Raw genomic sequence first — 19,506 nt, forward strand, 5'->3', positions numbered from 1 at the left:
CGGCAGCGCGCGGCGGCCGGGGCCGCTTGAGTCGAATCGGCCTGCGCAGGCCGGGCGCGGGTGGGTACTCGGTCGGGGCCGACCCCCCGCCGTAGGAGCCCACCATCACCTCCCCCCAGCGTGACGCCGCCGTCGTGTTCGACGTCGACGGCACCCTCGTCGACTCGACCTACCACCACGCGGTGGCCTGGCAGCGCGCCTTCGACCGCCACGAGCTGCACTTCCCGCTCTGGCGGATCCACCCCACCGTCGGCATGGGCGGCGACAAGCTGGTCGGCGAGGTGGCGGGCGACGCGGTCGAGGAACGGCTCGGCGACGACCTGCGCGAGGCCTGGCAGGAGGAGTACGCCGAGCTCGAGGCCGAGGTCGACCCGCTCCCCGGCGCCCGCGACCTGGTGCGGGCGCTGGCCGCCGACGGCTGGCGCGTCGCGCTGGCGAGCTCGGGCGAGCCGCAGTTCGCCGAGAAGGCGCTGGCCTCCCTCGGCGTGCGCGACGACGTCGCCGTGCTGGTCACCAACGACGACGTCGAGGCCTCCAAGCCCGAGCCCGACCTGCTCGAGGTGACGCTGTCGAGGCTCGGCGTCGCGCGCGCCGTGATGGTCGGGGACACGCCGTACGACGTGCAGGCGGCGACCGCCGCCGGCCTGGCGTGCGTCGCGCTCCGCTCGGGCGGCTTCGGCGAGGCCGAGCTGACCGAGGCCGGCGCCGTGCACGTGGCCGGGACCCCCGCCGACCTGCTCGACCTCGACTGGGAGCAGCACCTGCGCCCGGTCGCCCCGTCCGGACCGACCCCCTCGAGGAGCCCACGATGACGTCCTTCGGCTACACCCTGATGACCGAGCAGGCGGGGCCGCGCGCCCTCGTCGACCACGCCGTGCGCGCCGAGGACGCCGGCTTCGACTTCGAGGTGATGAGCGACCACTACTCGCCCTGGCTCGCGGCGCAGGGCCACGCGCCGTACGCCTGGTCGGTGCTCGGCGCCGTCGCCCACGCCACCTCGCGGGTCGGGCTGATGACCTACGTGACCTGCCCGACCGTGCGCTACCACCCGGCCGTCGTGGCGCAGAAGGCCGCGACCGTGCAGCTGCTCGCCGAGGGCCGCTTCACCCTCGGCCTCGGCAGCGGCGAGAACCTCAACGAGCACGTCGTCGGCACCGGCTGGCCGGCCGTGCAGGACCGCCAGGCGATGCTGCGCGAGGCGATCGAGATCATCCGCGAGCTGCACACCGGCGAGCTCACCGACTACCGCGGCGAGTACTTCCAGGTCGACTCCGCCCGCATCTGGGACCTGCCCGAGGGCGGCGTGGACATCGGCGTCGCCGCCGGCGGCGAGCGCGCCATCGAGGCGCTCGCGCCGCTGGCCGACCACCTGGTCGCCACCGAGCCCGACGGCGAGCTGGTCACCACGTGGAACGGCGTCGACGGCGCTCCCCGCGTCGGTGAGCGCGCCCGGGCCGTGGGTCAGATCCCGATCTGCTGGGACGCCGACGAGTCGGCGGCCGTCGAGCGCGCCCACGAGCAGTTCCGCTGGTTCGCCGGCGGCTGGTCGGTCAACGCCGACCTGCCCACCACCGCCGGGTTCGCCGGCGCCACCCAGTACGTCCGCCCCGAGGACGTCGCTGCGTCGATCCCCTGCGGGCCCGACCTCGACGCGATCGTGGAGGCGGTGCGGCCGTTCTGGGAGAACGGCTTCACCGACGTCGCCCTCGTCCAGATCGGCGGCGACACCCAGGAGGCCTTCCTCGCCGAGGTGGCCCAGCCCCTGCTCGAGAAGCTCAGAAAGGCATCGTCATGACGCAGTCCGTCCCCTCCTCCGACGACCCCCGCGTGGAGGTCCTCCAGGCCGTCTACGACCGGGTGAACTCCTATGAGGAGTCCGCCACCCCCGAGATGATCCGCAAGGAGCTCGACGAGGCCATCGCCGAGGCCGGCATCGACGTCAGCGAGGAGACCCGCCACACCCTCGCCCAGCACATCGACGACCGGGGTGGGCGGGAGGACGTCGCCAAGCTGCTGTGAGGTGGGGTGGGGCAGTTTCACCGGCTAGCCGGTGAAACTGCCCGCTGGCGTCCGGGATGTCCGATCTCGCGGGCAGTTTCCCGTGCGCGCCGCCCGGTTCGTCCCCCGTACGCCGCCCCCGCACCACGCCCCGGCACGACGCCCCCCGCCCCCGTACGCCGCCCGCCCCCCGCTCAGCCGACCGGCGCGAGGCCGGCCTTGGTGCCGCCGAAGGCGAGGAACAGCAGGTCGGTCATCGCGAAGCCGCCCTTCGTGGCGCTGACGACGTTGGGTCGCCAGTCGGGCTCGCGGACGATGCTGATCCGGCTGCCCTCGATGACGCGGTGGAAGGTCTCGGCCAGGATGCGGGCGCCGACCCCGGTCAGCCTGCCCTTGTTGAGCTCGGCCTCGCGCAGCACGTAGAACCACAGCGGGGTGCGCGCGGCGACGGCGTTGCGCTCGGCGTCGGTGAGGTGGTCCAGCTTGGCGCCGCCCCTGCCCTCCAGGATCTGCGCCCGGGTCAGCGGGGTGACGGTGACGCCGGCGTTCTTCAGTCGCGTCACCATCTGCTGGCCGGTCGCGAGGCGCACCAGGGAGCCGCGCACCAGGTTGCGGAAGGCCAGGTTGTGCTGCATGGGCGGCGTCGAGTCGTCGCCGCCGAAGCTGCCGGCCGGGAGGAACGACAGCGGGTCGGTCAGGCGGGTGTCGATGCGCATCGCGCGGTTGACGCCGCTGTCGGGCGCGGGCAGGCCGGGGCGCCCTCCCGCCGGGAAGTCGTAGAGCCGCCGCCAGTCGGCGATCCAGCTGCTCACCAGCCTCCTGTTGCCGCCGAGGTCGCCGCCGGTGCCGGAGAAGAAGAACAGCAGGTCGAGCGACCCGCCACCGTCGGAGAACACGGAGTTCCAGTTGTAGGCGTCGCGGATCATGCTGTGGCCCATCCGGAACGCCGCCACGGAGAACTCCACCGGCATCGTCGGCATCGTCATCGCGGTCGCGTCGGGCTCGACGACCTTGCGGCCGCGGTCGAAGACGTCGTCGAGGACCCGGGCGTCGCAGATGCGCGGCAGGTAGTCGTGGCGCACGATCCACTGGTAGTGCAGCGTCACCCGACGCCGGGCCCGTCGGAACTTCTCCGCCTCCGGCGTGCCCCGGGGGAGCTTGTCGACGACCCGGTTGTGGAAGTGGATGAAGGCCAGGTGGGTCTGGCCGACCGCAAGGTTCTCGTCGTTGCGCGGGTCGGGGATGTCGGCCCGGCGCGCCGTGCTGAGCGGGCCGGTGCCGACCCGCGGGAGGTCACGGCCGACCTTGACGCGCAGGTCGCCCTCGCGCTGGGTGTCGCCGGTGCGCAGGTGGATCCGGTCGGGCGCGTAGAACCCGACGGAGCCAGGGCTGCCCGGGCCCGCGCCGTACAGGCTGTCGAGGTCGAGCGACGGCGACCGGCCGCTGAGCAGCGTGGCGGGGTCGATCTCGCCGCTGGTCATGAGGTCGGTCTTGTCGAGGGTCAGGTCGTGGTCGACGAACTGGCCGAGGTAGGTGTAGCCCGCCGGCACGTTGCCGGCCGTGCCGCCGCCCCCGACCGTCATCGCGCGCGCGAGCTTGCGCGCCAGCGGGATCGGCAGCGCCGGGCCCTTGGGGCCGAGGCGGGAGAAGCGGAACGGCGGCGCGGCCCTTGCGGCCAGCGGGGCGGCCGCGACCGGGCGGGGGCTCGCGACCTCGGTGAGCGGGTCGCCCTCCTCGCCGGTGCGCCCGCCGACCTGGGTGGTGAGCACCCCCTCGCCCTGGACGAAGAACGTCTCCGACCCGTGCTTGACGTGCTCCCGTGCCATGCCGAGCTCCCCTCGCCGGTCCCTCCAGGCCTACCAGGACCGGGCCTGCGACGACCAGGGTCGGCGAGGGGTACGCCGCCACTGGTGTGGACCAGCCGCGGGGACTACGTCTCGTGGACCGGGGTCCCGTCGACCCACGTCGAGACCACCCGCGCCCCGGCCACCGAGGCGAGCTCCCCGGCGAACGGGTCGCGGTCGAGCAACACCAGGTCGGCGACCGCGCCGGGCGCGATCGTGCCCGCGTCGTCGCGGTGGTTCACCCAGGCCGACCCGCTGGTGTACGCCGCGAACGCGGTCTCCAGCGACACCGCCTGCTCCGGCAGGAACGGCCGCCCGGGATCGCCGTCCTCGGGGTCCCACCGGTTGACCGCGACGTGGATCGCGGCGAGCGGGTCGGGGGAGGAGACCGGCCAGTCGCTGCCCATCACCAGCCGGGCGCCGGAGGCGTGCAGCGATCCGAAGGGGTACTGCCAGGCGCTGCGCTCGGGCCCCAGGAAGGGCAGCGTCAGCTCGTCCATCTGGTCGTCGTGGCAGGCCCACAACGCCTGCGCGTTGGCGGCCACGCCCAGCGCGGCGAAGCGGGGGACGTCGGCGGGGTCGACGACCTGCAGGTGGGCGACGTGGTGGCGCAGGTCGGCGCCGGCGGGCAGGCCCTCGAAGGCGTCCAGCGCCTCGCGCACCCCGCGGTCGCCGATCGCGTGGACGTGGACCTGGAAGGCACTCGCGGCGAGCAGGGCGACGTACTGCCCCAGCGCGGCGGCGTCGACGAAGGAGTGGCCGCGGTTGGCGGTGACGTGCCCGCAGCGGTCGAGGTAGGGCGCGTTCATCGCGGCCGTGAAGTTCTCCGCGACGCCGTCCTGCATGATCTTCACGCTCGTGGCGCGGAACCTGCCGTGGGTGTACGCCGCCCGCCGCTCCACCAGCGACGCGACCTGCTCGGCCCCCTGCTCGCGGTCCCACCACAGCGCCCCGACGACGTGGCCGGTGAGGTCGCCGCGCTCGGCGGCCCGGACGTACGCCGGACCCGGGTCGTCCATGCCGGCGTAGGACCCCACGATGGCGTCCTGCCAGCCCACGACGCCGAGCGAGTGGAGGTGGCGCTGGCCCTCGAGCAGCGCCCGGTCGTAGTCGGTGTCGAGGGTGCGTGGCAGGAGCGCCGCCACCAGTGCCATCGCGCCCTCGTGGAGGGTGCCGGTCGGGGCGCCCGTCGGGTCGCGCTCGATCCGGCCCCCGGGCGGGTCGGGCGTGGCCGCGGTGATGCCCGCGAGCTCCAGCGCCCGGGTGTTGACCCAGGCGCCGTGGTGGTCGCGGTTGGGCAGGAAGGCCGGGCGGTCGGCGACCACGGTGTCGAGGTCGGCCGCCGTCGGGGTGCCTCCGGGGAAGGCCGACATGCCCCACCCGCCGCCGAGCACCCAGGGGTCGGCCGGGTGCGCCGCGGCGTGGTCGGCGACCCGCGCGAGGTAGTCCTCGCGGGTGCGGCCGTCCGACAGGTCGCAGCGGATCCGCTCCAGCCCGCCCTGCACGGTGTGGACGTGGGCGTCGACGAAGCCGGGGAGGAGCAGGCCGCCCGCGCACTCGACGACCCGCGCGCCCGCGGGCACGTCCTCGCCGACGGCCACGACGCGGCCCTCCTGCACCAGCACCGCGCCGACCTCGCCGCGGTGGCGGTGGCCGTCGAAGACCCGGGCGTGGACGAAGGCGGTGACGGGCGGCTGGCTCACACCGGCGATCATGCCGGGTCGGTCGGCTGCAGCCGCAGGAACCGCGTCAGCACGGGTGGGTCGTCCACCGCCCGGACCTGGGCGCGATCACCCGACGGGCGTCAGCCCCCGAGAGCCCCGGTGATCGTCCCGATGTCGCTCGGACCCACCCGGCAGCAGCCACCGACCAGGCGCGCGCCCGCGTCGACCCAGGTCGGCACCAGGGCGGGGTCGAAGGCCCCGCCCCCGCTCCAGGCCTTGCGCCGGCCGTCCCACTCCTCCCCGCGGTTGGGGTAGACGACCGCCGGCAGGCCGGTGACGCGGGTGGCGGTGCGGACCGCGCCGAGCACGTCGACCGGCGCGGAGCAGTTCACGCCGGCGGCGACGAGGCTGCGCCGGCCGGCGGCGACGGCGTACGCCTCGGGGAGGGGTTGTCCGGCCCGGGTGCGGTCGCCCTCGACGCTGTAGGACAGCCAGGCGGGCAGGCCGAGCTCGTCGAGCAGCTCGACCAGCACGGCCGCCTCGTCGAGGTCCGGCACGGTCTCGACGGCCAGCAGGTCGGGGCCGGCGGCGGCGAGCAGCTCGAGGCGGGGCGCGTGGAAGTCGCGCAGCCGGGCGGGGCTGAGTCCGTAGCGACCGGTGTACTCCGAGCCGTCGGCCAGCACCGCGCCGTACGGACCCACCGAGGCGGCCACCCACAGCGCGCGGCCGGTCTCGGCGGCCACCCGGTCGCGGACCTCCCGGGCCACGGTGACGCTCGCGGTGAGCAGCGCCTCGGCCTCGGCGCGGGTCAGGCCGGCGTCGACGAGGCTGGGCACGCTGGCCTGGTAGGACGCGGTGGTCGCCACCTCGGCGCCGGCGCGGAAGTAGGCCTCGTGCACGGCCGCGACCCGCTCGGGCTCGTCGAGCAGCAGCCGCGCCGTCCACAGCGAGGACGACAGGTCGGCGCCGGCGTCCTCGAGCGCGTTGGAGAGGCCGCCGTCGAGGACCACCACCCCGCCGTCGGCGAGGCGTCGGGTGAGGGAGGTGTCGGTCGTCACCGGGTCATCCTCTCGTGCCCCGGGGCTGGGCGCGGGGTGCGCGGCGGGGGGCGGGTGCCCCGGGTGCTCCGGTCGTGCGGAGCAGCGAGCGGGTGGGCACGGAGGTGCCCTTGTCGTCGGGGGACGGTCGACCCGCCAACCGTCGGGGTCCCGACTGGGAGGCGGCTGGGGCGTCGCAGGCGGACGAACCGGGCGTCGACGTACGGGAAACTGCCCGCGGAAGCGGACCAACCGGACATCGACGGGCAGTTTCACCGGCTGGCCGGTGAAACTGCCCCTCACCCCCGCAGGTAGGTCGTCTCCGCCGCGAGGTCGGTGATGCGGGCCCAGTCGGCCGACGCGACGGCGTCGGCGGGGGTGAGCCAGGAGCCGCCGACGCAGCCGACGTTGTCCAGGGCGAGGTACGCCGGGGCGCTGGCCGGCGTGATGCCGCCGGTCGGGCAGAAGCGGGCCTGCGGCACCGGGGCGCCGAGCGACTTCAGGAACGCAGCGCCGCCGGACTGCTCGGCGGGGAAGAGCTTGCACTCGGTGTAGCCGAGCTCGAGCAGCCGCAGCACCTCGCTGACGGTGGCCGCGCCGGGCAGGTGGGGCAGCCCGGTGGCCTGCATCGCGGCGGCCAGCGTCTCGGTGGTGCCGGGCGAGACGAGGAACTGCGCGCCGGCGGAGGCGGCGTCGCGGGCGTTCGCGGGGGTGACGACGGTGCCGACGCCGAGCAGGATCTCGGGCACCTCGGCGGCGATCCGCTCCACGCAGGCCAGCGCGGCCGGCGTGCGCAGGGTCAGCTCGATCACGGGGACGCCGCCCGCGAGCAGCGCCTCGGCGACGGGCACGGCGTGCTCGACGTCGTGCAGCACGACCACGGGGACGACCGGGACGGTGTCGAGGAGGCCGCCCCAGGCGGGGGCGGGACGGGTGAGGGTCTCAGTCATCGGTGGGCTCCGGGGCGACGGTGGAGGTGAGGGCGGCTTCGTGGGTGGGGAAGATGCTGGCGCCCTCGTCGGCGGGACCGACGGCGGTGCGGAAGGCGTGGAACAGCTCGCGACCGGTGCCCCAGACGCGGCTGTCGTCGGCCCGGGCGACCTGGCGCTGCTCCAGCTCGTAGGCCGGGACGTGCAGCTCGAGGATCCCCGCGTCGGCGTCGAGGGTGACGAGGTCGCCGTCGCGGACGCGGGCGATCGGGCCGCCCACCGAGGCCTCCGGGGTGAGGTGGATGGCGGCGGGGACCTTGCCCGAGGCGCCGGACATCCGGCCGTCGGTGGCGATCGCGACCCGCTGACCGCGGTCCTGGAGGACGCCCAGCGCCGGGGTGAGCTTGTGCAGCTCGGGCATGCCGTTGGCGGCCGGTCCCTGGAAGCGGATCACCGCGACGAAGTCGCCGGTCAGGGTGCCGTCCTGGAAGGCCTGCAGGAAGTCGAGCTGGTCGTCGAAGACCCGCGCCGGCGCCTTGACCTGGCGGTGCTCGGGCGCGACCGCGGAGGTCTTGACGACCGAGCGGCCGAGGTTGCCCTCGAGCATCCGCAGGCCCCCGTCGCGGCTGAACGGGTCGTCGGCGGGCCGCAGCACCTCGAGGTCGAGGGAGGTCTTGGGGCCCTCCTCCCAGGTCAGCGTGCCGCGGTCGAGCCGCGCCTCGGTGGTGTAGCGCCACAGGCCGTGGCCGGCGACGGTGTGGACGTCGTCGTGCAGCAGCCCGTTCTTGAGCAGCGAGTGGACGGTGAAGGCCAGCCCGCCGGCGGCGTGGAAGTGGTTGATGTCGGCCTTGCCGTTGGGGTAGACGCGCGCCATCAGCGGGACCACCGCGGACAGCTCGGCCAGGTCGTCCCAGGTCAGCGTGATGCCGGCGGCGCGGGCGATGGCGACCAGGTGCAGCGTGTGGTTGGTCGAGCCGCCGGTCGCGAGCAGCGCCACGCAGCCGTTGACGATCGCCTTCTCGTCGACGATCCGGCCCAGGGGGGTGAACTCCTCGCCCCACGAGGTCAGCTCGACGGCGCGGGCGGCGGCGGCGTCGGTCAGCGCCGCGCGCAGCGGCGTACCGGGGTTGACGAAGGACGCACCCGGCAGGTGCAGGCCCATCACCTCCATCAGCATCTGGTTGCTGTTGGCGGTGCCGTAGAAGGTGCAGGTGCCGGCGGAGTGGTACGACGCGGACTCGGCCTCGAGCAGCGCGTCGCGGTCGACCTCGCCGGCGGCGTACGCCTGGCGGATCCGGGCCTTCTCGCCGTTGGGCAGCCCCGAGGTCATCGGGCCGGCCGGCACGAAGATCGCCGGCAGGTGGCCGAAGGACAGGGCGCCGATGAGCATGCCGGGCACGATCTTGTCGCAGACGCCGAGCATCAGGCCGGCGTCGAACATGTCGTGGGAGAGCGCGATCGCGGTCGACATCGCGATCACGTCGCGGCTGAACAGCGAGAGCTGCATCCCGTCGCGGCCCTGGGTGATGCCGTCGCACATGGCGGGCACCCCGCCGGCGAACTGCGCGATGCCGCCCGAGCGCAGCACGGCCTGCTTCATCTGGGCCGGGAAGCTCTCGAAGGGCTGGTGGGCCGAGAGCATGTCGTTGTAGGCCGACACGATCGCGACGTTGGGCTTGACCTTGCCGCGCAGGGCGGCCTTGTCGACCTCCCCGGAGGCGGCGAAGCCGTGGGCGAGGTTGGCGCAGGCGAGCTTGGTGCGCATCGGGCCGCGGGTGGCGGACTCCTCGAGCCGGCGGAGGTACGCCGCCCGGTCGGCGCGGCTGCGCTCGGTGATGCGCTCGGTCACCGCGGCCAGGACGGGGTGCAGGGTGCGTGCGGTCATGTCAGGGGTCTCCTCGGGAGGTCTCACTCGTGCCAGGAGCGGCCGTCGCGCTCGATGAGCGTCGTGGCGGCGAAGGGGCCGGAGGTGCCGGCCGGGTAGCGGCGGGGGGCGTGCTCGGGTCGGGCCCAGCGCTCGTGGATCGGCTCGATCCACCGCCAGGCGGCCTCGACCTCGTCGCGGCGCATGAACAGCGTCGGGTTGCCCCGCACCACGTCCATGAGCAGCCGCTCGTAGGCCTCGGGCGAGTGCTTCTGGAAGGTCTGCGCGTAGTTCAGGTCGAGCGAGACCGGCCGCAGCCGGATCCCGCCGGGACCGGGCTCCTTGGCGGTGAGGTGCAGCTTCATGCCCTCCTCGGGCTGGAGCTGGATCACGAGGCGGTTGGGCTCGCTGGTGCCCTCGGCGTCGGGGAACATCGGGTGCGGCACCGACCGGAACTGGATCACGATCTCCGAGCAGCGCTCCTCCATCCGCTTGCCGGTGCGCAGGTAGAACGGCACGCCGGCCCAGCGCCAGTTCTGCACCTCGGCCTTGATCGCGACGAAGGTCTCGGTGACCGAGCCGGGCCGCTCCGCGTCCTCGCGGTACGACGCGACGGCCGCACCCTGCGCCAGCCCGGCCTGGTACTGCCCGGCGACGACGTGGTCGTCGACGTCGGTGCCGGTGATCGGCTTGAGCGCCTGGAGGACCTTGAGCTTCTCGTCGCGCACGGTCTCGCGGCCGACGTACGTCGGGGGCTCCATCGCCACGAGGCAGAGCAGCTGCAGCAGGTGGTTCTGCACCATGTCGCGCAGCGCGCCCGAGCCGTCGTAGTAGCCGCCTCGCGACCCGACGCCGAGCGACTCGGCGGCCGTGATCTGCACGTGGTCGACCGAGGTGGCGTTCCACAGCGGCTCGAGGAAGGTGTTGGCGAAGCGCGTCACCAGCAGGTTCTGGACGCTCTCCTTGCCGAGGTAGTGGTCGATCCGGAAGATCTGCTGCTCCTCGAACACCGCGCCGACGGCGTCGTTGATGGCCAGCGCCGAGGCCAGGTCGTGGCCCAGCGGCTTCTCCAGGACCAGCCGCGACTGCGGGGTGACCATGCCGTGGCGGTCCAGCTGCTCGCTGACGGTGCCGAACAGCGAGGGGGCGATGGCGAGGTAGAAGACCCGCACCTTCTCGGCGTCGGGGAGCTCGCGGGCCAGGGCGGGCCAGCTGTCGTCGTCGGCGATGTCGAGGCTGACGTGGGTCAGGCGGGCGATGAAGCGGGTCAGGACGGCGTCGTCGAGCTCCTCGGGGCGGACGAAGGCGGGCAGGTCGCCGCGGATCTTGTCGCGGTAGCCGTCCTCGTCGAGGCCGGCGCGGGAGGTGGCGACGATGCGGGTGGTCGGGGGCAGCTGGCCGTCGCGGTCGCGCAGGTAGAGGGCCGGCAGCAGCTTGCGGACGGCGAGGTCGCCGGTGCCACCGAAGACGACGATGTCGGCTGCGGGGACGGGGGAAGGGCCGTGCGAGGGGGACATCGGGGGGCTCTCTGGGTGACTGGGTCGAGACACCACCGTAGGGAGGGTTGTGCACTGCTGCAAGCAGGGTTACGTATTTCCACGGCATAAATAGACCAGTGGAGACGTCTGCGCGGCGGTCCGATGGTTGAATGCGGGTCGTGACCCTGTCCGCGATCGGCAACGCCGGCGGCCCGCGTGGCGCCCGCGGGGGCCACGCGGGCGTGGTCGTCGTCCCCGGCGACACCGCGACGGCCGGTGAGGTGTTCTCGCTGGTCCGCGACGGGGTGGTGGCCACCCGCAGCGACATCGCCCGGCTCACGGGGCTCTCCCGCACCGCGGTCGCCGCCCGGGTCCAGGCCCTCATCGACGTCGGCCTGGTGGCCGAGGGCACCGACCCCGACCGGCCCCCGGCCTCGGGTCGCCCGCCCGTCGTGCTGCGGCTCGACCGGGCGGCCGGGGTGGTGCTGGCCGCGGCGATCGGGCGCAGCCGGACCCAGCTCGGGGTGTGCGACCTCGACGGCCAGGTGCTCCTCGCCCGCGACGTCGACCAGGAGGTCGGCCTGACCCCCGACGTGCTGATGCCGCGGGTGGTGGCGGCGCTCGGCGAGCTGCTCGGCGAGCTCGGACGCGACGCGGCGGAGGTGCGGGCGGTCGGGCTGAGCATCCCGGGCACGGTCGACACCGCCACCGGGGCCAGCCTGGACTCGCCCATCATGACCGGCTGGGACGGCGTCGCGCTGGCGCCGTACGTCGCGGAGCTCGCCGGCGCTCCGGTCTTCGTCGACAACGACGCCAACGTGATGGCGCTCTCGGAGCGGCGCGGCCACCTCGAGGCCCACCGCGACCTGCTCTTCCTCAAGGCCTCCACCGGCATCGGCGTCGGCGTGGTCACCGGCGGCCGGCTGGTCCGCGGCGGCCTCGGCGCGGGCGGCGAGATCGGCCACACCAAGGTGCCGGCCGCGACCGGGATGGCGTGCCGCTGCGGCGAGTCCGGCTGCCTGGAGTCACTGGCCTCGGGCTGGGCGCTCGTGCAGGCGGCCCGCGAGGCCGGTCACGAGGTCTCCCACGTCCGCGACCTCGTGGCGCTGGCCGGTCGGGGCGACCCCGAGGCCCGCCACCTCGTGCGCGAGGCCGGCCGCCGGATCGGCGAGGTGCTGGCCGCGGCCGTCAACCTGCTCAACCCCGAGGCCGTGGTGGTGGGCGGCGACCTGGCCGGGGCCTACGACCCGTTCGTCGCCGGGCTGCGCGAGTCGCTGTACTCCCTGGCCACCGCGCTCGCCACCCGCGACCTCGTCATCGTCGCCCTCACCCACGGCGAGCGGTCGGGCGTCGTCGGCTGCGCCGCGCTGGCCCTGCGCGAGGTGCTCGACTCCACCGCCGTCGACCGGTTGCTGGCCGCCCGGGGCGCGTGAGGCCCGTCGACCTCGGGACGGGGCGTCGCGAGCGGCCGCTCGGAGGAGCGCCGGTGTCCCGAGGTGGGTCAGCCGAGCTCGGAGCGGATCAGGGTGAGCCGCTCGAGCAGCGCCTCGAGGGCCACCTCGAACTCCGACGCCGAGGCGTCGTGGGCCAGGTCGTGGCGCAGCCGCCAGACCGTGGCGTGCCGCGACGCCTCCACGTCGTCGGCCTGGTGGTCGTCGACCACGTCGAGCGGTCCGACGTCGGCCCCGTGGGCGGAGACCTCCAGGAGCAGGGTGCCGAGCAGGAAGCTGGTGAAGGAGCGGTACGCCGCCACGGCCGCCTCGTCGCTGAACCCCTCCTCGAGCAGGCCCGAGAGGAAGGCGTCGACCCACTCCAGGCTGCGCAGCGGCGGCCGGAGCCAGGGCGCCTCGGGAGGACGGGAGGCGACGAGCGGGAACGCCCGGGGGTGGGCGAGCGCCACCCGGCGTACGCCGTGGGCGAGGCGCTGCAGGAAGTCCTGCCAGCCGTGGGTCGGGCTGTGCAGCACGTCGGGGTCCATGCGGAGGTCGCCGATGAGGAGCTCCACGACGCCGTCGAGGAGCTCCTCCTTGCCGGGCACGTAGCGGTAGAGCGACATCGCCTCGACGCCCACGCGGTGGCCGAGCCGACGCATGGTGAGGCCGGCGAGGCCCTGCTCGTCGATGTGCGCGAGCGCGGCGGCGAGGATGCGGTCGCGGTCGAGCGCGATGCGGTCGGAGGGGACGGGCTCACCGGCGACCACGGCCGCGTCGGCGTCCGGCACGGCGTCCGGCCCCGGGGCCGAGCCTGGTGTCGCGTCCATCGCACCTCTTCCGTCACCCCGAGCCTATCCGGGAGCACCCTGGCGCCCGGGCGTGGCGTAGGCTCGTCTCGACTTACAACGTAAGTCCGGCGCCGCACGACCAGGAGGACCGCCGCATGGAGGCCCAGACCCGCACCTCGATCGACCTGGGGTCGCTGGCCCGCATCGCGGCCCTGGCCGTCGCGCAGACCGACGGGCTCGACCCGGACGGCCCGGTGGACGGCCCGGTGGACGGCCCGGTGGACGGCCCGGTGGACGGCCCGGTGGACGGCCCGGTGGACGGCGCGGCCGTGGTCGAGGTGGCCCCGGACGGCTCGTTGCGGGTGCGGCTGCGTGTCCACGGCCACTGGGGCACCTCGCTGCCCCGGGCGGCGTCACGGCTGCGGCGCGAGGTGGTGCGGGTGACGGCCGCGATGACCGGGCTGCGCGTCTCGTGCGTCGACGTCGAGGTGGTGGGGCTGGTCGCGCCGGCGCCGGTCGGGCAGCGGGTCGGGCAGCCCGTCGGGCAGGCCGACTAGGGACCGAGCAGCGGGGGCCGGCGCAGGTGGTGGTCGGTGACGGTCTCCCAGGCGGCGGCCAGCGCGAGCAGGTCGTCGTCGGCGCGCGGCCGCCCGATCACCTGGAGGCCCATCGGCAGGCCCGCGGCCGAGAACCCCGCGGGCATCGCGAGCACCGGGGTGCCCAGCAGGGTGCCGAGCGCGCTGACCTCCATCCAGCGGTGGTAGGACGACATCGCCACCCCGGCCACCTCGCGCGGCCAGTCGAGGCGTGCGTCGAACGGCATCACCTGGGCGGTCGGCAGCACCAGCAGGTCGACCTCGTCGAAGAGCCCCAGCACCGCCCGGAACAGGTCGCTGCGCAGCTCCGAGGCCACCATCACCTCGTGGGCCGAGAGCGGGGGCCGGTCGCCGTCGCCGAGGAGTCCCTCGACCTCGAACCTCGCCTCGGGCTTCATCCGGGCGCGCAGCACCGGGTCGGCGTACGTCGGGGCGAGGGCGGACCCGGCGAGCCAGTGGCGCCACGGCAGCCAGGTGCGCCAGAGGTCCTCCGGGCCGCCGAACCGGCCGTGCGCCGGCAGCGCGGCCTCGACCACCTCGAGGCCCAGCTCGCCGAACGACGGCAGCGCGCGGTGGCAGATCTCGAGCACCTCGGCCTCCATCGGCAGGTAGCCGCCGAGGTCACCCAGCCACCCCACCCGCACCGGCCGTCCCGGTCCGGCGCCCGGGTCGCCGAGACCCAGCGGGTCGCGCGCGTCCGGCCCCGCGAGGGTGCGGTGCAGCGCCGCGAGGTCGGCCGCCGTACGCGCGACCGGCCCGTCGACCCCGCCGCGGGAGAGCCAGCTCTCGCCCTCGACCTGCGGCACCCGGCCGAGCGAGGGCCGCAGCCCGTAGACGTCGTTCCAGCCGGTCGGGTTGCGCAGCGAGCCGAAGAAGTCGCTCCCGTCGGCGACCGGCAGCATCCGCAGCGCCACGGCGACCGCCGCCCCGCCGCTGCTGCCGCCGGCGGTGCGGGACTGGTCCCAGGCGTTGAGCGTGGTGCCGTGCACGGAGTTGTAGGTGTGCGACCCCAGGCCGAACTCCGGGGTGTTGGTCTTGCCGACCACGATCGCCCCGGCCGCCTGGAGCCGGGCGGCGACGAGCGAGTCGCTGGTCGCGGGCGGTGCGTCGGCCACGAAGCCCCGACTGGTCGGCAGCCCCGCGGCGTCGTTGAGGTCCTTGACCGCGACGGGCAGCCCGTGCAGCCAGCCGCGGGGCCGCCCGACGGCCAGCTCGGCGTCGGCCGCGGCGGCCTCGGCGAGCAGCTCCTCGCGCGGGCGGCGGGCGACGACCGCGTGGACGACCGGGTCGAGGGCGTCGATCCGGTCGAGGTGGTCGGTCATCACCTCCACGCACGAGGCCTCCCGGCGCCCGACGGCGCCGGAGAGGTCGAGGGCGGAGAGGTCGGCGAGGTTCACGCGCCCTCCTCGTCCTCCTCCTGCGGCGTCGGCGGCTCGACGTGGAGCGCGAGTCCCTCGTGCGGGGCGAGCGTGACGCTGAAGGCCATCAGGTCGTCGACGGTGCCCATCTCCATCCCGTCGGCGAGGTCGGTCACCAGCGAGCCCGGCACGAGGTGCTTGGAGCGCACCGTGCCCTGGACCTCCTCGGTGGAGAAGTTCAGCACCGTCACCTCGTGGCTGCCGTCGGCCAGCAGGTGCACCATCACCAGCATCCCGCGGTGCGAGACCGGTGGCACGTCGACCTGGGTGGCGGTGGCCACGCCGGAGGAGTCACGCACGGCCAGCACGGTCTTGAGCTCGCGGGCGAACGAGCCCGGGCGCTCCAGCTGCTCGGGCAGGGGGCCGTAGAGGCTGGTGCCCTGCGGCATGCCGGTGAAGCGGTCGTTCTCGCCGTACGCCATCAGGTCGTACGCCGCCCGGTGGATCCACCGCGTGTCCCCGCCGCGCAGCAGCCCGCGCACCTGCTCGCGCGGCAGCGGGAGCATGCCGCACAGGTCCCAGCCCGAGAGCGCGAAGACGCCCGGCTGCCAGGCGTTGAACATCGCCAGCAGCAGGTGGGCCTGCTGGATCTCCTCGATGCTCGCCGCGTCGATGTCGTCGAGGTCGGTGATGCCGAGGGAGGCGGCGATGATGCTGGCCGTCGTCGAGGCGATGCCGTTGGTGGTGAACACCGCGTTGTACGGCGCCGCGTCGCCCGTCAGCCGCTCGAGCAGGTCGGCGCGCACCGTCTCGGCGAGGTCGCCGCCGAGGACCGTGTCGCCGCGGAAGGTGTACTCGTCGTCCTTGTGGCGGGTGGCGAAGTGCACCAGCTCGTAGGTCAGCTCGTCGTGGTTCTGCAGGGCGTGCACCAGCCCGATCGGCGGCACGTCGTGCTCGAGGGAGAGGTTGAGCGTGAGCCGCAGGAACTCGGTGTCCGCGCAGGCCAGGGCGTGGTGGTAGGCCGGACGGTTGACGAAGTCGTAGGACAGGTCGGCCCCGGCGCGCGAGGTCTCGCGGATGTCGTCGATGGTGAGGTTGAGCTCCTGGAAGGTGAAGCCGCCGACCTTGCGGACCATGCTCGCGATCAGGTGGTTGGCCGCCTCCGAGAGCGGGTGCCCCTCGGACCACGCCGGCAGCCCCTCGGCGCCGATCTCGACGCCCAGGAAGCCGTTGGCGTCGAGCCGCAGCGCGCCCGAGCCGAGGTCGCCCAGGGAGTGCAGCGCGTCGCCGAAGACCAGTCGCATGCCGGCGAAGGACGGGTCGAGCCAGTTGATCGAGGGCTGGCCCTCCTTGAAGTAGTGCAGGTAGACCCAGCGGCGCTCCACGCCGTCGGGCCCGACCACGGCGGAGGTCACCGACCAGTTGGTGTCCTTGACCCCGGGGTCGTGGAAGATCACGCGCTGCAGCTGGCCGATGATGTAGCCGGCCCTCGACAGGCGCTCCTCGGCCTCGGCGTCGAGGTTCTGCGAGTCGCGTCCGGGCTCGACGTCGGGCAGCAGGTGCCAGTCCTCGGGCTCGATCTCCACCATGTGGTAGATCCCGGGGTAGTCCTCCACCCCCATCTCGGCGAGCCGGAAGTCGGCGCCCTTGCCGGTGTGGCCCGGCACGATGTCGTCGATGATCGTGCCGCCGTGCTCGCCGGCGACCTCGCACATCGTGCGGAAGTCGTCCTCGGTGCCGAACGCCGAGTCGATCTCGGTGCTGATCCGGTCGAAGTGGCCGTCGACGCTGGGGGTGGGCTGCCACCCGGTCAGACCGCCGGCGCGCTTGACCGGCCCGGTGTGGAGCGCGTTGATGCCGATCTCCTCGAACACCTGCCACAGGTCGTCGTCGGCGAGCGTGCCGAGGAAGGAGTGGCCGGGCTTGGTCAGCATCGACAGCGGGTAGGCGGTGAACCACACGCCGGCGGTGCGGATCGCCGCGCGCGGGTCGGGGGTCGCGAACGGCCGCTGCCACATGCTGCCCCGGCCGCTGAACTGACCGGCGATCGTGTTGGCGTCGCGCAGCATCGAGCTGCGCTGCAGCCACGCGACGTAGAACGGGTTGGTGCCCGTCGCCTCCCCGGTGCGGTCCTCGCCGTGCGTCGGGCTGCCCTGCGGGCGCAGCCGGGCCCGCGGCTTCAGCGACCGCGGCCGGGCGGGGAAGAACTGCTCGGAGTAGGTGATCTCCGAGGGCTCGTGCTCGGTCGACTCCGTGGGGTCGGTGCCGAGGTCGTCCTGGGGGTCGGTCTGGGGGGAGTCGGCCATGCGGGTGATGTTTCCACGGGCGGTGGTTCTCAATCCCGCGGGCCGCCCACATGTAAATCGGGGTTATGGACGCTCAACACGGGTCCTGCCGGGGCGGAACCGTCCACAACCCTCGCCAGGAGGCGGCGTACGGCGTCCCGGGCCCGCGGTCCGCTCGGGCACGGCGTCCCGCCCGACCCGTCGGGCGTGTCGTCATCTGGCGCGGGTTCGTGGACGGTCGAGGGGCGGAACAGCACGTGTGAAGCGTCCATAACCCCGATTTACAAGCCGTCCGCGTGCCCCGCGTGCCCCGCCCGCCCCGCCGCCGCGTCCGCGGCCCGGCCGAAGCGGCTCAGGTGGGGGAGCGGTACGCCGGGGCGCGCGGCGACCGCTCGGCGGCCGTGGTCGCCAGCAGCGGCAGCACGCGGGGCTCGATCAGCGTCGAGAGCACCATCACGCTGGTCGACCGGACGACCGAGCCGCTGCGGTTGAGGTCGAGCAGCACGTCCTGGAGGCCCGCGTGGCTGGCGGCCGCGACGCGGCACAGCACGTCGGAGGTGCCGGTCGTCACGAACGCCTCGACCACCCCGGGGATGGCGAGCAGCTCCTCGCGGACGGAGTCGAGCGCGCCCTGGGCGATCTCCAGGGAGACGTACGCCGCGACGCCGAACCCCGCCGCCTCCAACGACACCTGCGGGCTCCACCCCCGCACCACGCCGGCCTCGGTCAGCCGGGCCAGCCGGCTCTGCACCGTGGCCCGGGCGACCGAGAGCAGCCGGGAGAGCTCGAGGTCGCCCGCGCGGGGGTGGTCGCGCAGCGCCTCGAGCAGGGCGAGGTCGAGGGCGTCGAGCGGGTGGGCCATGCGACCAGCCTAGACGCGCCCGGCTGGTCAACCTGACCAGTTCCGAGCGGTCCGGTCCGGCCAGAACCGACAACCTGACCAGTCGCGCACGCGCAGGTTGAGCAGCGGCGCGGCGAGGGCCAGCATCGGCCCATGACCCTGGAGCAGACCCTCACCGACGCAGAGCGCCTCGCCGACCTCGACCTGGGCACCCTGCAGCAGCTCGTCGGCCTCGTCGAGCACGACGCCGCCGCCGACCCGTTCCCCGTCGTGGGCTGGGACGCCGTGGTGTGGGCGGTCGGCAACGCCACCCAGACCGCCCACTTCTTCACCTCCGCGTTCGGGATGCGCCTGGTCGCCTACTCCGGCCCCGAGACCGGCAACCGCGACCACCACTCGTTCGTGCTGGAGAGCGGCGCGGTGCGGTTCGTCGTCAACGGCGGTGTCGCGCCCGGGTCCGCGGTGATCGCCCACCACGCCCGCCACGGCGACGGCGTCACCGACATCGCCCTCGAGGTCGTCGACGTCGACCGCTGCGTCGCCCACGCCCGGGCGCAGGGCGCGGTCGTGCTGGAGGAGCCGCACGACCTGACCGACGAGCACGGCACGGTCCGCCGGGCCGCCGTCGCGACGTACGGCGAGACGCGGCACACGCTCGTCGACCGCAGCGGCTACACCGGCCCCTACCTCCCGGGGTACGTCGAGCGCACGTCCTCCTACGCCCGGCGCGACGGGGCCCCGAAGCGGCTGTTCCAGGCCCTCGACCACGTCGTGGGCAACGTCGAGCTCGGCCAGATGGACCAGTGGGTCGACTTCTACCGCCGGGTCATGGGCTTCACCAACATGGCCGAGTTCATCGGCGACGACATCGCCACCGACTACTCCGCCCTGATGAGCAAGGTCGTCGCCAACGGCAACCACCGGGTCAAGTTCCCGCTCAACGAGCCCGCGGTGGCGGCGAGGAAGAGCCAGATCGACGAGTACCTCGAGTTCTACGGCGGCCCCGGCGCCCAACACCTGGCCCTGGCCACGAACGACATCCTGCGCACCGTCGACGCGCTGCGCACCGAGGGCATCGAGTTCCTGGCGACGCCCGACAGCTACTACGAGGACCCCGAGCTGCGCCAGCGGATCGGCGAGGTGCGGGTGCCGATCGAGGAGCTGCAGCGCCGCGGCATCCTGGTCGACCGCGACGAGGACGGCTACCTGCTGCAGATCTTCACCAAGCCGGTCGGCGACCGTCCCACGGTGTTCTTCGAGCTGATCGAGCGCCACGGCTCGCTCGGCTTCGGCAAGGGCAACTTCAAGGCCCTCTTCGAGGCCATCGAGCGCGAGCAGGAGAAGCGCGGCAACTTCTGAGGCGGGTCGACGGCCGGGCCTTTGTAGGGTCC

16 protein-coding genes are annotated in these 19,506 nt (G+C 74.2%); 6 read left to right on the forward strand and 10 right to left on the reverse strand.

The genetic code is table 11. From position 1 onward, the window contains the following. The first annotated feature begins 134 nt into the window (after positions 1–134). The 3 genes from EDD33_RS19160 to EDD33_RS19170 are packed head-to-tail and all read left to right on the forward strand — an operon-like array spanning position 135 to position 2,019. Positions 135–812 (forward strand): HAD family hydrolase, encoded by a 678-nt coding sequence (locus EDD33_RS19160; protein WP_246003617.1) that lies wholly within the window; start codon positions 135–137, stop codon positions 810–812. Continuing rightward, positions 809–1,795, forward strand: coding sequence for an LLM class F420-dependent oxidoreductase (locus EDD33_RS19165; RefSeq protein ID WP_123392697.1), 987 nt, complete (start codon positions 809–811; stop codon positions 1,793–1,795). The genes EDD33_RS19160 and EDD33_RS19165 overlap by 4 nt, the downstream gene beginning before the upstream one ends. Further along, on the forward strand, positions 1,792–2,019 hold the full coding sequence (locus tag EDD33_RS19170) for a hypothetical protein (protein ID WP_056542912.1): 228 nt from the start codon (positions 1,792–1,794) through the stop codon (positions 2,017–2,019). Before EDD33_RS19165 ends, EDD33_RS19170 begins: the two co-directional genes overlap by 4 nt. A 173-nt stretch (positions 2,020–2,192) precedes the next feature. On the opposite strand, the gene EDD33_RS19175 is transcribed toward EDD33_RS19170, so the two are convergent. From EDD33_RS19175 to zwf, 6 genes are all read right to left on the reverse strand, one after another. Then, positions 2,193–3,824 (reverse strand): peroxidase family protein, encoded by a 1,632-nt coding sequence (locus tag EDD33_RS19175; RefSeq protein ID WP_123392699.1) that lies wholly within the window; start codon positions 3,822–3,824, stop codon positions 2,193–2,195. A gap of 104 nt (positions 3,825–3,928) precedes the next feature. Beyond that, a complete protein-coding gene (locus tag EDD33_RS19180) occupies positions 3,929–5,545 on the reverse strand; it encodes an amidohydrolase (protein WP_246003618.1) in 1,617 nt (538 codons plus the stop codon). 101 nt (positions 5,546–5,646) lie between these two features. Further along, the gene (gene mmuM, locus EDD33_RS19185; RefSeq protein ID WP_123392702.1) at positions 5,647–6,564 is read right to left on the reverse strand and encodes a homocysteine S-methyltransferase; all 918 of its coding nucleotides are present in this window, start codon (positions 6,562–6,564) and stop codon (positions 5,647–5,649) included. 278 nt (positions 6,565–6,842) lie between these two features. Beyond that, positions 6,843–7,493 (reverse strand): bifunctional 4-hydroxy-2-oxoglutarate aldolase/2-dehydro-3-deoxy-phosphogluconate aldolase, encoded by a 651-nt coding sequence (gene eda, locus EDD33_RS19190; RefSeq protein WP_123392704.1) that lies wholly within the window; start codon positions 7,491–7,493, stop codon positions 6,843–6,845. Further along, complete coding sequence (gene edd, locus EDD33_RS19195) at positions 7,486–9,357, reverse strand: phosphogluconate dehydratase (protein WP_123392705.1); 1,872 nt, start codon at positions 9,355–9,357, stop codon at positions 7,486–7,488. The genes eda and edd overlap by 8 nt, the downstream gene beginning before the upstream one ends. 23 nt (positions 9,358–9,380) lie before the next feature. Next, positions 9,381–10,853 (reverse strand): glucose-6-phosphate dehydrogenase, encoded by a 1,473-nt coding sequence (zwf, locus tag EDD33_RS19200; protein WP_123392706.1) that lies wholly within the window; start codon positions 10,851–10,853, stop codon positions 9,381–9,383. A gap of 140 nt (positions 10,854–10,993) precedes the next feature. On the opposite strand from zwf, the gene EDD33_RS19205 reads away from it, so the two are divergent. After that, positions 10,994–12,247, forward strand: coding sequence for an ROK family transcriptional regulator (locus EDD33_RS19205; protein ID WP_246003619.1), 1,254 nt, complete (start codon positions 10,994–10,996; stop codon positions 12,245–12,247). A 68-nt stretch (positions 12,248–12,315) separates the two neighbouring features. On the opposite strand, the gene EDD33_RS19210 is transcribed toward EDD33_RS19205, so the two are convergent. Continuing rightward, positions 12,316–13,074 carry a TetR/AcrR family transcriptional regulator C-terminal domain-containing protein gene (locus EDD33_RS19210; protein WP_123392709.1) on the reverse strand — a complete coding sequence of 253 codons (759 nt, stop codon included), beginning with the start codon at positions 13,072–13,074 and terminating at the stop codon, positions 12,316–12,318. A gap of 116 nt (positions 13,075–13,190) precedes the next feature. Between EDD33_RS19210 and EDD33_RS20745 the strand changes: the two genes are divergently transcribed. Continuing rightward, a complete protein-coding gene (locus EDD33_RS20745; RefSeq protein WP_170169883.1) occupies positions 13,191–13,592 on the forward strand; it encodes an Asp23/Gls24 family envelope stress response protein in 402 nt (133 codons plus the stop codon). Here the strand turns inward: EDD33_RS20745 and EDD33_RS19220 are convergent. From EDD33_RS19220 to EDD33_RS19230, 3 genes are all read right to left on the reverse strand, one after another. Continuing rightward, the gene (locus EDD33_RS19220) at positions 13,589–15,028 is read right to left on the reverse strand and encodes an amidase (RefSeq protein ID WP_123392711.1); all 1,440 of its coding nucleotides are present in this window, start codon (positions 15,026–15,028) and stop codon (positions 13,589–13,591) included. The genes EDD33_RS20745 and EDD33_RS19220 overlap by 4 nt on opposite strands. Beyond that, positions 15,025–17,295 (reverse strand): maltose alpha-D-glucosyltransferase, encoded by a 2,271-nt coding sequence (gene treS / locus EDD33_RS19225; RefSeq protein WP_123392713.1) that lies wholly within the window; start codon positions 17,293–17,295, stop codon positions 15,025–15,027. Before treS ends, EDD33_RS19220 begins: the two co-directional genes overlap by 4 nt. 331 nt (positions 17,296–17,626) lie before the next feature. Beyond that, a complete protein-coding gene (locus tag EDD33_RS19230) occupies positions 17,627–18,136 on the reverse strand; it encodes an Lrp/AsnC family transcriptional regulator (protein ID WP_123392714.1) in 510 nt (169 codons plus the stop codon). Positions 18,137–18,268: 132 nt separating this feature from the next. On the opposite strand from EDD33_RS19230, the gene hppD reads away from it, so the two are divergent. Beyond that, positions 18,269–19,474, forward strand: a complete 1,206-nt coding sequence (gene hppD, locus EDD33_RS19235) for a 4-hydroxyphenylpyruvate dioxygenase (protein ID WP_123392716.1) — start codon at positions 18,269–18,271, stop codon at positions 19,472–19,474. Positions 19,475–19,506 lie beyond the last annotated feature (32 nt).

This window comes from Nocardioides aurantiacus (assembly GCF_003752505.1).
Classification (GTDB): Bacteria; Actinomycetota; Actinomycetes; order Propionibacteriales; family Nocardioidaceae; genus Marmoricola; species Marmoricola aurantiacus.